Raw genomic sequence first — 14,599 nt, forward strand, 5'->3', positions numbered from 1 at the left:
ACTCTCAGTTCCCTTGCACTGCCACCTGTTGAGTAATTTGTAGAAATTCTTGGAGGACTGGAGACACCTGTTCAGTTCGCCAGGCAGCAGCTAGCTGGAGTGTGGGTGCGTCACCTGCGATCGCACAGTAGGATACACCCGACGAGCTAGATTGTTGTGAACTTTCCGGCACAAAGGCGATTCCGATTCCGGCGGCAACTAAACCGATTCGCGTTTGATGTTTGATTTCTTCGTGAACGATGTGAGGCTCAAACCCTGCTTGCCTACAGAGAGCCAGGATTTGGTCATATAAGATTGGCCCTTCATAGCGCGGATGGAGGATAAACGGCTCACTGGCGAGGGTTTTTAGCGAAAGTTGTTTTTGCTGAGATAAGGGGTGAGCTTCGGGCAAAGCAACGACTAACTTTTCTCCTTGCAATGGGTAAAGGCTGAGAAAGGGGGCATCGATGGGCGGGTGCAATAGCCCAACATCAACTGTTTCAGTGCGAAGCGCCTCGATTTGATCGAGGGTGCAGAGTTCGGTCATCTCTAGCTTGACATTAGGGTAGAGGGCGCGGAACTGCTGCAAGATTTTGGGCAAAACGATATACATTGCTGAGGCTGCAAATGCAATTCGCAGAGAACCAACTTCGCCCCGTGCGGCTCGTTGTGCTACCTGGATTGCAGACTCAATTTGCTGTAAAGCTTTGCGAACTTCGGGGAGAAACGTTGCGCCCGCTTCGGTGAGTTCTACTGTTCGTTTGGTTCGCCGCAGTAGTGTGATTCCTAGCTCTTCTTCTAGCAGGCGAATTTGCCGACTCAATGCTGGCTGCGTGATGTGCAAGCGGGCAGCGGCTCGGCTGAAGTGAAGTTCTTCGGCAACTGCTACGAAGTAGCGCAGCGAGTGAAGTTCCATAATAACTTTTTGTTATTAATACGGGCTCAAAAAGCATTGGACAGCATTATTGTTGCCCGTGCATATTGAGAATTGTAGGTTTGCTTCTAGAAAGTTCACGGTTCTTTCAGTAGTTGTCATCGTTGTCGTGCGCCATTTCCAGCAACAGATTTCACCCTAACAAAGCCGCTACTAAACAAAGCCGCTACTAGAGGCATCATTGCAAACTCAGCAGGCGCAAACAGCGTTTTGCGATCGCGCTGGACGCACCCCTTGTGAACCTGAAGCTATGTTCCCGCAACTTAAAACTTGAGGAAAGGATTGGTGAGAAAAAAACAGTTTTATGCGATCGCAGGAATGAGTTTACTCGCGATCGCGGCTTTATCTATCAGGCAGGTGCAATCCCAAACACGGTTTGACTTGCAAGGGCAATTTCTTGCAGTAATTTCAGATGGTGACTTCTTTGCTAGCACTTATGTGGATGGACGCATTCCGGGTGCTGATTCGCGCTATCGAGATGCGCTGACATTGATTCCCCTGCCGTTTGATGGAGAACGGGTTTCAGTGGAGGTGTCCAACTCGGTGAATGGACCACCAGAAACGCTGGCTCTTTCCCCAGATGGGCGTACTGCTTATGTGGTTGAGTATGTGGGGCAACGTCCAGTAGGAGCAACAACTCGAAGCGATCTACTAGCAGGGCGTTTTCTTAGCCAGGTTGATTTAACTGATCCTCGGCAACCTCGAGTGCTTAGTCGGATTGAGGTTGGACATTTCCCAGAAGCGATCGATGTGCATCCAGAGGGGAAGTGGGTAGCGATCGCCACTGATTCTAGTGAGTCTGAAGTACTGCAACTGGTTCCTGTGCAAGATTCCAGCTTGGGAGAACCTATGAATATTTCGTTGGAATCATTGGGCATTCCAGCGGCAGAAGGCTCGCTCAACGCCAGCTATGTGGAATGGCATCCTTCTGGTGAATATCTGGTAGTCAATCTCTATCGCCAAAACCGAATCGTGTTTTTGCGGTTCACTCAAGATTCTACAGGCGAAGCTAATCTATCGCTCTGGGGAAATCCAGTTGCGGTAGATGTTGACCCCTACAGCGGACGCCTTACCCCAGACGGCAAACACTTCATCACGGCTAACTGGAAACGTGATTTTACAGCAGATTCACTAGAAGGACGATTGCCAAGTGAACCCAGCACTGTATCTGTGATTCGTCTGGATGTGGATGATTCTGCTTCAGAAAATCACACTGCTTACCATCAGGTTATTACAACCGTTGCCAGTGCTCAGTCCTCTGAAGGGATTGCGATCAGCCCTGATGGCACCTTGGTTGCAACTGCCAATATGCGAGATACGGCATTGCCAACCGATTCTCCTCGGTTTACTCGCGACGCTACGGTTTCTCTATTTGCTTTTGATGCGGTATCTGGGCAGTTGGCAAAAGCGGCAGATTTTGCCTTTGAAGGAGTTTTACCAGAAGGACTCACCTTTGATGCTACAGGTGAACATCTCATTGTCGCCACCTTTGAATATCTCAATTCGGAGGAACCAGGCGGTGGGCTAGAAGTTTGGCGCATTAGCCAGGAACCTGCTCCCAACCTGGAATATGTCGGACGAATTAACGTTCCGCATGGCTCTCACCAAGTTGTGGTTGCACCGTAAATTTCCCACAACATTCTGACTTGCAAACGACAAACAGATAGAGACAATAGCTAGAAACTATGAGGTTCAATCAATTGACCGCAGTGAGTCTTTTCTCAACTGTGATTCTGGGAATTGCACAGGCATCCTTGGCGCAAACTCAACTCCACAACTTTGATTTTCAAGGTCGGTTCTTAGCGGTATTGTCCGATGCTGATATGGAAGCATCAGCCTATATTGATGGGCAGTTGGGCGGTTACCCCGCACGGGGAACTGCTTCGCACCGCACCTCTGAGATGATCGATACCCTAACGTTGCTTCCGCTGGGCAATGAAGCCGTTACACCTATCAGCTTACCCGTCAGCAACTCTGTAATGGGGTGGCCCAACAACTTAGCTTTTACGCCTGATGGTCAGTTTGCCTTTATCACAGAAACCTTTGCACCTGCTCCCGAAGGTGCAACGCTGCGTTCTGAAATTCCTTCGGGTCAACGATTAACTGTTGTTAGTTTGAGCAATCTACAACAGCCACAAGTTGTCGATCAGCTTGATATTGGCAATGAACCCCGGCCCGTTGCAGTTCACCCCAATGGTGATTTGTTGGTTGTGAGTTTACGTGATCCGGCACGACCGATCGCCTTCATTCCTTTTGAGAATGGTGAATTGGGAACTCCCATTTTTCAAACGCTTCCAGGACTCAATGACCCGGAAGCAAACGCTTCTCATATTGAGTGGCATCCGTCGGGGCGTTTTTTGGGTGTCACCTTTGCTGAAACCAACGAAACGGCATTTTACGAAGTCGATCGCACCAACCGCGATCGCCCCCAAATTCGAGCTTGGGGTAACTCAATCATGACTGGGAAACTTCCTGGGGTTGGGCACTTCACACCAGATGGACGACATTTTATTGTGACCAATCTACTTTGGGGTGATGATGTGGAGCTGCAATATGTTGGCGCTACCTACAGTTACCTCAGTGTGATTCGCTTTGCCGACACCGCAAATTCCAACAACGAGGTTGTTCATCAAATTGTTGCTACTGCTCCGGTTGGCGGTAGTGCTGAGGAGTTTGCCATTAGTCCAGATGGTCAGTTTGTCGTTTCGCTGAATATGGAGGCAAGCTATCTGCCTATTGACAATCCACGCCTGACGCGAGATAGTTCCCTAACGCTCCTGAGTCTCAATCCTGAGAACGGACGTTTAACTTCGCACAGTACAACTCCCTTTGAAGGCATTCTGCCAGAGGGCATTACCTTTGACGCATCTGGAAACTACTTAGCGGTTGCTGTGTTTGACTACCACGATTCAGCCCACGACGGGGGAAGTGTTGACTTCTGGCAACTACATCGAGGGGAGTCACCCTCATTGGAAAAACTGGAGCGTTCCATTCCTGTGAGGCGTGGTGCCCACATCATTAAGCTAGTGCAGTAGGAAAAGGGGCGATCGCTGTCTATCGCTTTGCCAACTGTATACCGTTTCTACAAAAACAAGCTACAGATGGAAGGGCACCCCGCTTCGCGGGGTGCCCTTCCATCTGTAGCTCTAATTTTTGGAAGTGGTATTACATTTCAAAAGATCGAGGCGGAAGTGTAGCAGCACTACACTTCCGCCTCGATCTTTTAAACTTTTTGTACCCTCAATCCTGAGTCAGTGTGATTTCGGTAGGTCGGCTTGTCTCATTGTTGAGGCTAGCCGCAGCACGAACGGTGTAGCGAGTTCCGGGGACAGGAATGCGAGGTCCAGGAACCTCTACTTCAAAGCGTCCATTTCGGTCAGCGGTGACTTCTTCGTCAAGCAGAGTTTGTCCGCCCAGGTTAACGACACCCAGCACCGAGACTCTGGACGTGACCCGCACATCGACAGTGGCATTGGGGCGAGTTTGACCCACCAGTGTGAAACCGCTGCCGCTGACTTCACCCCCATTACGGTGACTGGTAAAGCTGGGTTGAAGCTGCTGGGTTGTGCTGCCCGTGTTGCCTCCAGTGTTACCTCCGGTGTTACCTCCAATGTTGCCCGATCCAGTGTTGCCTCCGGTATTGCCTCCAGTGTTGCCCGATCCAGTGTTGCCTCCGGTATTACCTCCAGTGTTGCCCGTTGAGCCACTGCTGTCTGGTACTACAGCCGTTCCGCCAGCATTGGGGTTAAATACGACGGGTTGAGAGGCAGCTCCAAAGGTGGTTTGGTTTTGGCGACGCAGGCGACCAACGACAATTCCTTCATTCAGGCGATCGCTCGACTGTACGTTTAGCGTTGCTACATACACGCCAGCGGAAACTTCCTGAGCCTGTAGCTCTCGCACAGTGCGTCCATCTTGAATCAACAAAACTGCAGCCTGTGAACCGGGTGTGCCATTAATGGTTGCCAAAAATGTGGTGCCTGGGCCAAGTGGGTTGCTGGCGGCATTGTGCGTAACTGAGCTAACCTGCACCGCAGCTTGAGGTTGCTGCACGGTGAATGCCCAGTTGACACTACGCTGTTCACCGTTGGCGTTACGGTAGTCAATTTGCACTCGTGATTGACCCGGAGGCAAAGGTTGAGTAGGACGGTAGCTAAAGAAGTTCCGCGTCACCGTACTGCGATTGGTGACATCCTGTCCATTGACGAGAATTCGCACAGAGTTGAGGTCAACCGCGGGCGTGTTGCTCGTGTCAAATTGACCAGAGATGGAAGTGTCAGGCGGCACGTTTTGACTATTCACATCGGGGCTGACATCGACAACCCGTTGCGCCAGGGCAGCTTGCTGAGGTGAAGCGATCGGAGAAATCAGCAAACCTGAAACCGCTAGCAGCGTTAAAAGACTTTTCTTCATAAGAAAACTGAACCTGAATAAAAACCAGGTGAAAACGGTGGTTAGTACTGTAGAATTCCCGACTTAAATGGAAGTTCCACAAATGGAGAAGTATCAAAAACTACGGTAAATGCGAGTCGCCCTCAGGACGATCTCAGGACGATCAGCCACAAACCATATCACAGGCTGCTAAATGCACAACACTACCAAAGTGGGTATAAAAACTTTTCCTTAAAGGAAATCTGAAAAATAGCGAACGTCCTCCTGAGGAGCCTAGTATCCTGCCAATGAACCCTCGCACGTTCTAGAAATTCTGACCTGAACGCTACGCCCTACAGTTTTTTGGATTGCAGATTAGACTTCACAAACATCCTCTCAGTTAAATTGGTCAGTTAGATTGGGAATCCAAACGTTTGTTGACCCAACTGATTACACCGCTGAGGATTGCACCTCCCATTAAGATTCCGATGGAAGGTGTAAAGACAGGTTCCCACAGCTTGTACCAAAGATCTAACCCAAGAGGGATATTTAAAGAGCGTCCTAGAACAGCGATCGCTAGCCAAAAAAAGCTAAACAAAACTAAAAAAATGTTTAGCATTAAAGCCTGATTTAGCCAGTTTAAAAGTTTGTCTTTCATCAAATCTGTGAATAATTTGAGCTTAAAGATGAGTAGACCGAGTGTAAAGAGTTCGTTGCTTAAAAGTGAAAAACAATGCCAGTCATCAGATTAGCAAAAAAATATGGCTGCACTCTCTGAGAAGAACAGCCACATTAGTAGAAGCAGAAAACAAAAGTACTCATGAAAGCTTGTAAAAGCCTGCTTAGACTAATTCGTTAGATTCTTCTGAAAGCTGCAGATTATCTGGATCTACATAGTGGCAAGTTGCATCGTCAATGCAAATCAACGCCCAACCTGATTGATCAATGCCCATGAACTTGTAAGACGCTTCTTGAACAAAAAATCCTTTGTGATTACGAGTATCCGGCTTCACTTCAACGTTGTGAGTGACCATAGTTAACAACTCCTTGAATTTTTTAAAAGCTCTGATGCAACGAATAGCGATAAGAACAGCTCATCGTTTACTTCATCGAATCTTATCATTAGATTTTCAGATCTATCATTAAATTATTTTGAGCTTAAGATTACAATCTCGAAATAACAGAAATGCTGTGCTTCGACAGCTAAAACGCCGACCAACTCTGAGGTTAATCGGCGTTTTTAGGTCGCATCAACGAATTGCCTTACTTTTGCAACAGGCTACTTGTGAAAGCTTGGACTAGCTGCCAAACAGCCATTCCTTAACTCGGTTCAGGCTTTTCCAGTCTGGTTTTCTGCTTAACCCTTCTTCAACATTCTGTTTAACTTCGTCGCGCAGTTCGGGTACAGCCATGATCAGTTGTTCCGCCACTTCTACGTGCTGTCGAACTCCTTTTTGAGCTGTTTCCAGCATGGCGATCGCCAAATTAACTCGCGCCTGCGGATCTTGAGGATTCAGCTTAACTGCCTTTTGAGCAGCTTTGTAAGCCTGTGTCGGCTTACTATCCAGCAAATACAGCCAGGCTAAACATGTCCAGGCAGGACTACTCTTGGGGGCACGATCGCACACCTCTTTAAAGACCGGAATCAACGTTGCAGGAGGGTCGCCTGCGTGATACCGCTCAATGCCTTGATCGAACAACGTTTCAACTGTAACCTCAACCTCAGTCATACAGCGTCCCAATTTAACTCTTTAAACTTAAACGCTACAGCAATTCTGGGTAGTTTATGAAAGCACCCGCCCTCAGGGCGGGTGCTTTCATAAACACCCTCTCAAAAATTAAATCAGCCACACATGTCAAGAAAAGGACTTGCCGCAGCCGCAGGTCTGATTAGCGTTGGGGTTAGTGAACTGGAAGCCGCCACCGATCATTGCGTCGCTGTAGTCTAAAACCAAACCATAGAGATAAAGCATACTTTTAGGGTCACAGACTACTTTGAACCCTTCGTAGTCGTACACTTCATCACTTTCTCTAATATTGCTAGCGTCTTCAAAGTCCATCATGTAAGACATTCCAGAGCAGCCTCCCTGCCTGACTCCAACTCGCAAGCAGAGATCCTTGCCTTGCCTTTCCCGTAGCATCAGGACATGGTTTAGGGCTGTCTCAGTCATCTGAATGCCCCGTTGTTGAGACTGGGTTGCTTGTGTCATGGGTATTAGAGACTCCTTAGTGCTATCAAACGTGCCCTGTCAAAGTTTTCAATCCTGCGAATTGACCGTGCAGAGTCAGGTTGAATTACTTTATGTTCCTGCATCTATTATCCTGATCGTAGCGGATTTGAGGCAATCTTTGGCTGGTGCGGTGGTCTTGAGGTCAACTCCCTCTATCAGATGCGCTGATAAAAGAGGTTAGAGAAGGTCATTCAATGTTTAAGATGAATGTCTATGCCCTCACGTCCTGGGTTTGCTAAGCCCACTTAAGACTGATTCTTGCTTTCAGGCTTAGCGTTTCATCTAAACCCACACTAATCACTCAATCAATTGGTTGGTCTATGACTGCTCTCAATCGCTCTACCCGCCGCCGCCTCCAGCAGCTACGTCAGCTTCCTAGCGTGTGGGAGGGCGATCGCCGCGCTATTTCCCCCCGGGTAGCAGCCAGTATCGAGCCAGATGCAAATATGCGAGGAGAATGCATTCTCTGGGTAGATGGCAGTGAGGCAATGGTGAGAGCAATGGATGTGGTGCCTGCTGAAACTGGCCCAGAAGCGATTGTGCGAACGCTGATCCGGGCAATGGAGACCCCTCATGCTTCGGTCAGTCCGGGTCGTCCCCAAAAGATCGTCGTATGTAATCGCGAAATTCAGTTTTTTTTGCGGGGAGTGCTGCAAGACTTAGGCATCACCATTGACTATGTGCAAACCCTGCCGCTAATTGATGAAATCTTTCGGGGGCTGCAAGAAATCGCTACGTCCAGACAACCGCAGCTTCCGCCGGAGCAGGCAGAAACGTTAATGGAGGCAGCGCTTGCTATTTGGAACGATGCCCCTTGGGAGGCACTAGATGAGGAAAAAATTCTTTCCATTGAGTTGAACTATGGCGATGTCGGAACGCTGTATGTTTCCATATTGGGGATGCTGGGAGTCGAATATGGCATTCTGATGTATCGCTCTCTGGATTCGCTGAAGCATTTTCGGCAGCAGGTGCTCCTTGCCAACGATTCCCCCAAGCGCATGGAGGAAGCATTTTTGGAGCAGGACTGTTTCTTTGTGACGTTTGATCAGCTTGAGGATTCAGAAGGGTTTGAAGAGGCTGACGAAGAAATGGATGGCGCGTTTGTCGAAATGGGCATTCGTCCATCGTTCGGCAACTTGCACCCTTTGGAGGGGCTACGCCCTTCTCTGTATGATGAAGAAGCGATCGCCGTCTTAGTTGCGCTGACCGCGCTGCATCGATTTCTTCAGCAGCACCAAAAGACGCTCAACACAGGAGAGTTTCCCGCTCTTTCTAGCCGTTACCGCGTTCCTGATTCTGCTCATTCCAAGACCAAAGTGTCAGTCACCGTCGCCACGATGCCTGATTTGGCAGAAGAACTGTTTCAGATGTCTACTGACTCTGACTTTGACGACCTGTATGAGGTTTTGCAAAATCAAGCTCCTGTTCTGCGCGACGACCTGATTCCGTCAGATGCCTTCTTCAGCCTGGGGGCAATGTCTTGGGAAGTGGTGGAGTATCTGCGCTTGGGAGCCAAGCATCATCAGCCTGCCGAGGAGGAGTTTCCCACCAAGGCGGATGGGTTCCCGGTAATTCTGATTCAGACGTCTCGTCCCAAGGCGATCGCCCTGATTGAACAACTGCAAGCAGCAGGCGGCTTAGAGTCTATTTGCTTTAACCCTGGGAAAGATTCACTGGCAGACAAGTCTTACGATCTAGGCATCCTCAAAACCCAAAATGGTGAAATGCATCTGTTTGGTGAATTTGAGGAAGATGACCCCGTTCATATCGCAGCCCGCAAAAAATGGGATCAGCGCTGCAAAAAAACCAAGGGATATTGTGGTTTGGTGATTGCCAGAGGGCTGAAAGGGGCATCTAGAGGCAAGCCTGAGTTCAAAGATATGATGGCGCTGTTTGAAACGCGATCGCTCTCTCCTAAAGAGTTAGGACTGGGGACGTTGGAAATGATGCCGCAGTTGGAGTGAGTTAGGAGTTAAGAGTTACGAACTTTAGGTTATGAGTTTTGAGTTGGTGGCGCAAATTCCCACCTCTTGGGGTTTGGCATAAATTCAAACTTCATAACTCTTCATAACTTATAACCCATCACTCATAATTCATAACTTCTGTAACAGTTCCTCAAGAAGTCGAGATTTGGGTGAACTCGCGGTGATACGATGCCAAAAAATGTTCAGAGACAAATTCATGGCAGAAACTCTTACTGGACAAACTCCCCTGTTTGGCGGCAGCACAGGTGGCTTGCTGACCAAAGCTGAAGTAGAAGAAAAATATGCAATTACCTGGACTAGCCCCAAAGCGCAGGTATTTGAAATGCCAACTGGTGGCGCTGCAACGATGCAGGAGGGAGATAACCTGCTGTATCTAGCTCGTAAAGAGTATTGCATCGCTCTAGGAGCGCAGCTTCGCAATAAGTTCAAGCCCAAAATCGATAACTACAAGATCTACCGCATTTTCCCAAGCGGTGAGATTCAGTATCTGCATCCTAAGGATGGCGTTTTCCCTGAGAAGGTGAACCCCGGTCGTCCTTACGTCGGCAAGAACGACCGCAACATTGGCAGCAACCCAGAGCCTGCCTCAATCAAATTTAGCGGCAACAAAACCTACGAGGTCTAGTACACGTAGCGTCCTGCTAGTCTTTGGCTGTGGACTTGATCAATAGCTTCTTGGTTGGGGCAGGGTAAAACCTGCCCCTTTGTTTTGTTGCGATAGGATATCCAAATCAGCTCAAATCGCCAGTAGGGACGCATGATTTTTCCTGATTTTGCTCAATTTTCTGAACTCGCACAGCAAGGTAATTTTGTTCCGGTTTACCAGGAGTGGGTTGCTGATTTAGAAACTCCGGTATCTGCGTGGTACAAGGTCTGTGCAGGACAGCCCTACAGCTTTTTGCTGGAGTCGGTTGAGGGTGGGGAAAAACTGGCTCGATACAGCCTGCTGGGTTGTGATCCGCTGTGGATTTTGGAGGCTAGAGGCAATCAGACAATTCAAACTCATCGGGGGGGCGATCGCCATACCTTCGAGGGCGACCCTTTTGCAACCCTTGCCCAGTGCCTTGAACCTTACCACCCTGTTAACTTGCCTCAACTGCCCCCCGGAATTGGCGGATTACTTGGCTTTTGGGGCTACGAACTGATCAATTGGATTGAGCCACGAGTACCCGTCTACCCGGTTGAGGAGACTGACTTGCCGGATGGACTGTGGATGCAGATTGACCATCTGCTGATTTTTGACCAGGTGCAGCGCAAAATTTGGGCGATCGCCTATGCTGACCTACGCGACCCGCAAACCGATTTGCAGCAAGCTTACCAGCAAGCCTGCAACCGAGTAACACAGCTTGTTGACAAGCTTCAGTTGCCGTTATCTCATCAAGACACCATTCTGGAATGGACACCGCCCAGTGATGCAGATCGTCCGCAGCTTGACTACGCCAGCAATGTTTCAAAGGCTGAATTTTGCGCCAACGTGGAAAAAGCCAAGGCACATATTCAGGCAGGCGACATTTTTCAGGTGGTAATTTCGCAGCGGCTTTCGACGCAGTTTAGGGGCGATCCGTTTGCGCTGTATCGCTCTTTGCGGTTGATCAATCCGTCGCCTTACATGGCGTATTTTCACTTCCACGACTGGCAGATTATTGGCTCTAGCCCTGAAGTCATGGTTAAGGTAGAGCGATCGCCCCAGCCTGACCAGCCCATGATCGCGACCCTGCGTCCGATCGCCGGAACCCGTCCTCGCGGCAAAACTCCTGAAGAAGATGCAGCTCTGGCTCAGGACTTACTGCAAGACCCTAAAGAAGTTGCTGAACACGTCATGCTGGTAGACCTGGGGCGAAATGACCTGGGGCGAGTTTGCGCCAGCGGCACGGTAACAGTTGATGAGCTGATGGTAATCGAGCGCTATTCTCACGTCATGCACATTGTCAGCAACGTGATTGGTGAACTAGCACCCGGTAAAACAGCTTGGGATTTGCTCAAAGCCTGCTTCCCGGCAGGGACAGTCAGCGGCGCACCCAAAATTCGGGCAATGGAAATCATCCATGACCTGGAATCGTGTCGGCGTGGTCCTTACTCAGGAGTCTATGGTTACTACGACTTTGAGGGAAATTTGAATACGGCGATCGCTATTCGCACAATGGTGGTTCGTAGCCAGTCCGACAGCACCCATATGGTCAGCGTTCAGGCAGGCGCAGGATTGGTTGCTGACTCCGAACCGGAAAAAGAGTATGAAGAAACCCTGAATAAAGTAAGAGGAATGTTGGAAGCAATTCGCTGTTTGAGACTGTAGTCGTAAAGTTTTCTTTAATATTCTTTAACTGAGGAACAAGCTATTCAGTAGCTTTCGTCACACCACTCGACTAGGCAAACATTACCTGTTTACGAGGTGTGAGCGTGGCGAAAAAGCGAATTTTGGCTGTCAGTGCGATTAGTAAAGTGATTTTGGCGCTCTCAGGGCTTACTGCTCTGGCTCTCTTGCCAACACCTGCCCTTGCTTTTGATTTTGAAACTCAGTCTGGCGAAACAGCAGGCAACCCATCGGGTCAATCGCTATATGAGGTCGGAATAACTGCAACGGATGTAGGTCAAAGATTTCCCGTAAGTTGGGTGCTACCTGCTAACGCAGACATTCCCCAACTTACAGCGACGGCAGTTTTTGAAGTGGTTGAGCTAACGTCCAATCGCCTGGTGCTAGACGTAAGCATTAACAACGAAACCGCCAGTTCCTTTCAGGCTGCAATTACCAGCTTTGGCTTTGGCATCACCCCCACTGCGACAGACGTTGCTTTAAGCGTGATCGAGGGTAACACCGCAACATTTGAAACCGTCGTCATCAATCAGAACCAGCAAAACTTTCCCGGTGGTTTCAAAGACATCAATGTTTGCATCTACGCAGCCAACAACTGTAGCGGTGGCTCCATCATGCAGGGGCTACAGTCGGGTAGCAGCGAAGACTCTTTCCGTTTAGAAATTGCAGGCGACTTTGGTGCAACGCCCAGCGTTTCTCTTGCCTCCTTCCCCATTAAGTTTCAAACCGAGGCAGGCAGCTTTGAGCTAGCAGGTTCATTCACAGAAGTCAGCAACGATGTTGCAATGTCGGAATCCGATGATGACAATGATGATTCGGAATCTGACAACGATGACTCAGAATCCAATGACAATGATGACGATGATTCGGAATCTGATGACAGTGACGATGGCTCAGAATCCGATGATGATGAATCTGACGACGATGACGCAGAATCTGATGGTGAGTTGCCTGATTCAGTTCGCGAATCGGTTTACCGAGCAATCTCTACTCAGTCAGGAGTAGCCATTTCTGAGCTGCGAATTGTAGAAGCTCGTCAAGAAACTTGGACGGATGGTTGTTTAGGATTGGGTGGCCCTGCAGATTCATGCCTTCAAGCACTCGTTTCCGGATGGCGGGTTGTTGTTGAATCTGACGAGCAAACCTGGGTTTACCGCACGGATGAATCCGGTTCTGTTGTCGTTCTGGATGTGGCAGCAACCGAAACCCGGACGGCTAGCGTTTACACCGAAACGAGAACTGAAACAAGAACTGAAACGAGAACCGAGGGACAAGTCACTGGGGTTTCGGGCGGCACTTCTGGCAACGTCACAACTGAACGGACTGCGGTTAGTGTAAGTCAGACTGGTTTTTCAGAATCAGTACGGTCTTCTGTGCTGCAGGCGATCGCCCGACAATATTCGGGTGAAGTCACGAACTTAGAGATCGTCGAAGTGCGTCGTAAAGTTTGGTCAGATGGTTGCTTAGGCTTGCCTAGCAACAACGCCTGCACCGAAGCACTTGTTCCGGGCTGGGCAGTTGTAGCACGCAGTCAACAGCAGGTCTGGGTCTACCACACCAACGAGACGGGCAGCGTTGTTCTACTGAATGAATCCGCTACCGCAATTCGCAGGGCGCAGTTGATTGCTCGTCAAGGCACACGGGTTAGCTTCCGCGATGTTGCCTCCAACTATTGGGCAAGTGAGTTTATTAGCGAACTGGCTGCTCTGGAAATCATCGAAGGTTTCCCCGATGGCACCTTCCGCCCTGACCAACCCGTCACTAAAGCTCAGTTTGCGGCAATGCTGCGTCGTGCTTTTGAGCTGCGGGACGTGCGGGATGCAGTCAACTTCAGGGATGTATCTTCATCCTATTGGGCTTACACCGCAATTCAAGAAGCTTATGAGATGGGCTTTTTGAGCTTGGATGACGACAACGAGTTTAACCCGACGCGGAGTTTGACTCGTGCGGATGTGCTGCTGGCGATCGCCCGAGGTTTACGGCTTTCCTCTAGCAGTTCTGTCGATACAACGCTGGCTTACTACACCGATGTTTCGACCATTAGTTCCTCCGAAACTCGTAGTCTGCTTGCAGCGCTGACCGAGCAAGGCATCGTGGTGAACTATCCAGAAACTCGCGTGCTCAGCCTTAGCCGTGTTGCTACCCGTTCAGAGGTTGCTGTTTTCATCTACCAAGCACTCTTCAGCACAGGCAGTGTTACCGAAATTTCATCGCCTTACGTTGTCACAACATCAGATGACGATGATGACAGTGACGACGATCTCGAAGAGCGCGATAACGACAGTGATGACGACAGCGACGATGACGACGACGAGGGTGATGATGGCGACGACGATAGCGACGATGATGACCGCGACGACGACGATGATAACTCTGGTCGTCAGAATTGCAACCAGGGCATCGGTAATGGTGCAGAGGGTTGTGACCCTGGCAACTCACAGCCTCGCGGTGGCAGCAACGATGAAGGTGGACGCACTCCAGGCGGACGTAACTAAAGAAGTTGCAGGTTAATGACATGCCGCTATTAGAGCGAACAAACGTTTGCTTCAATAGCAGACATTCCTAACAGTGGGCGTTAAATGAGGTGGAGGTGCATTGCGCCTCCACTTTTTCAGTAGACTTCCTGCACGAATATAAAGTGAGTGTGACAGTTGAGGATCGCAGCGAAGCAAGATAGCTTCTGAATAGAAGCTAATGTCAGAAGCAGATATGCGATATAACGAGTTGGAGCATCTATCGAAGCGCCACTTTAAGCGCTTGTGTGGGGTCAACCGTGAAACGTTTAGCG

General features: G+C 49.4%; 12 protein-coding genes. 6 read left to right on the plus strand and 6 right to left on the minus strand.

The window, feature by feature from the left end; all coding sequences use genetic code 11:
• Positions 1–4: 4 nt before the first annotated feature.
• On the minus strand, positions 5–895 hold the full coding sequence (locus tag H6F88_RS15385; RefSeq protein WP_190643636.1) for a LysR family transcriptional regulator: 891 nt from the start codon (positions 893–895) through the stop codon (positions 5–7).
• Positions 896–1,198: 303 nt separating this feature from the next.
• Between H6F88_RS15385 and H6F88_RS34495 the strand changes: the two genes are divergently transcribed.
• Positions 1,199–2,539: a beta-propeller fold lactonase family protein gene (locus H6F88_RS34495; RefSeq protein ID WP_190643637.1), complete on the plus strand. Its 1,341-nt coding sequence runs from the start codon at positions 1,199–1,201 to the stop codon at positions 2,537–2,539.
• Between the two features lie 59 nt (positions 2,540–2,598).
• Complete coding sequence (locus H6F88_RS15395) at positions 2,599–3,948, plus strand: beta-propeller fold lactonase family protein (RefSeq protein ID WP_190643638.1); 1,350 nt, start codon at positions 2,599–2,601, stop codon at positions 3,946–3,948.
• A gap of 205 nt (positions 3,949–4,153) precedes the next feature.
• Here the strand turns inward: H6F88_RS15395 and H6F88_RS15400 are convergent, their stop codons facing one another.
• The 5 genes from H6F88_RS15400 to H6F88_RS15420 all read right to left on the minus strand — a co-directional run bounded on the left by H6F88_RS15400 (position 4,154) and on the right by H6F88_RS15420 (position 7,494).
• Positions 4,154–5,326: a hypothetical protein gene (locus H6F88_RS15400; protein WP_190643639.1), complete on the minus strand. Its 1,173-nt coding sequence runs from the start codon at positions 5,324–5,326 to the stop codon at positions 4,154–4,156.
• A gap of 367 nt (positions 5,327–5,693) precedes the next feature.
• Entirely contained in the window at positions 5,694–5,942 is a 249-nt protein-coding gene (locus H6F88_RS15405) for a hypothetical protein (RefSeq protein WP_190643640.1), read from the minus strand.
• A gap of 184 nt (positions 5,943–6,126) precedes the next feature.
• Complete coding sequence (locus H6F88_RS15410) at positions 6,127–6,318, minus strand: hypothetical protein (protein ID WP_190643641.1); 192 nt, start codon at positions 6,316–6,318, stop codon at positions 6,127–6,129.
• Positions 6,319–6,582: 264 nt separating this feature from the next.
• Entirely contained in the window at positions 6,583–7,014 is a 432-nt protein-coding gene (locus tag H6F88_RS15415) for a tetratricopeptide repeat protein (protein WP_190643642.1), read from the minus strand.
• Positions 7,015–7,140: 126 nt separating this feature from the next.
• On the minus strand, positions 7,141–7,494 hold the full coding sequence (locus H6F88_RS15420) for an iron-sulfur cluster assembly accessory protein (RefSeq protein ID WP_190643643.1): 354 nt from the start codon (positions 7,492–7,494) through the stop codon (positions 7,141–7,143).
• A gap of 341 nt (positions 7,495–7,835) precedes the next feature.
• On the opposite strand from H6F88_RS15420, the gene H6F88_RS15425 reads away from it, so the two are divergent.
• The 4 genes from H6F88_RS15425 to H6F88_RS15440 all read left to right on the plus strand — a co-directional run bounded on the left by H6F88_RS15425 (position 7,836) and on the right by H6F88_RS15440 (position 14,306).
• The gene (locus tag H6F88_RS15425) at positions 7,836–9,479 is read left to right on the plus strand and encodes a hypothetical protein (protein ID WP_190643644.1); all 1,644 of its coding nucleotides are present in this window, start codon (positions 7,836–7,838) and stop codon (positions 9,477–9,479) included.
• Between the two features lie 217 nt (positions 9,480–9,696).
• Positions 9,697–10,125, plus strand: a complete 429-nt coding sequence (locus tag H6F88_RS15430; protein ID WP_190643645.1) for a photosystem I reaction center subunit II PsaD — start codon at positions 9,697–9,699, stop codon at positions 10,123–10,125.
• Between the two features lie 132 nt (positions 10,126–10,257).
• Complete coding sequence (gene trpE / locus H6F88_RS15435; RefSeq protein ID WP_190643646.1) at positions 10,258–11,793, plus strand: anthranilate synthase component I; 1,536 nt, start codon at positions 10,258–10,260, stop codon at positions 11,791–11,793.
• Positions 11,794–11,897: 104 nt separating this feature from the next.
• Positions 11,898–14,306, plus strand: coding sequence for a cistern family PEP-CTERM protein (locus H6F88_RS15440; protein WP_190643647.1), 2,409 nt, complete (start codon positions 11,898–11,900; stop codon positions 14,304–14,306).
• Positions 14,307–14,599: the final 293 nt, after the last annotated feature.

The organism is Oculatella sp. FACHB-28 (genome assembly GCF_014696015.1).
Lineage (GTDB): Bacteria > Cyanobacteriota > Cyanobacteriia > Elainellales > Elainellaceae > JAAUTN01.

Excerpts from the sequence above, each read along its gene's own strand:
- H6F88_RS15430 (WP_190643645.1), top strand. The coding sequence starts at position 9,697 with ATGGCAGAAACTCTTACTGGACAAACTCCCCTGTTTGGCGGCAGCACA.
- trpE (WP_190643646.1), top strand. The coding sequence starts at position 10,258 with ATGATTTTTCCTGATTTTGCTCAATTTTCTGAACTCGCACAGCAAGGT.
- H6F88_RS15405 (WP_190643640.1), bottom strand. The coding sequence starts at position 5,942 with ATGAAAGACAAACTTTTAAACTGGCTAAATCAGGCTTTAATGCTAAAC.
- H6F88_RS15385 (WP_190643636.1), bottom strand. The coding sequence starts at position 895 with ATGGAACTTCACTCGCTGCGCTACTTCGTAGCAGTTGCCGAAGAACTT.
- H6F88_RS15410 (WP_190643641.1), bottom strand. The coding sequence starts at position 6,318 with ATGGTCACTCACAACGTTGAAGTGAAGCCGGATACTCGTAATCACAAA.
- H6F88_RS15400 (WP_190643639.1), bottom strand. The coding sequence starts at position 5,326 with ATGAAGAAAAGTCTTTTAACGCTGCTAGCGGTTTCAGGTTTGCTGATT.
- H6F88_RS15415 (WP_190643642.1), bottom strand. The coding sequence starts at position 7,014 with ATGACTGAGGTTGAGGTTACAGTTGAAACGTTGTTCGATCAAGGCATT.
- H6F88_RS15420 (WP_190643643.1), bottom strand. The coding sequence starts at position 7,494 with ATGACACAAGCAACCCAGTCTCAACAACGGGGCATTCAGATGACTGAG.
- H6F88_RS15395 (WP_190643638.1), top strand. The coding sequence starts at position 2,599 with ATGAGGTTCAATCAATTGACCGCAGTGAGTCTTTTCTCAACTGTGATT.
- H6F88_RS15425 (WP_190643644.1), top strand. The coding sequence starts at position 7,836 with ATGACTGCTCTCAATCGCTCTACCCGCCGCCGCCTCCAGCAGCTACGT.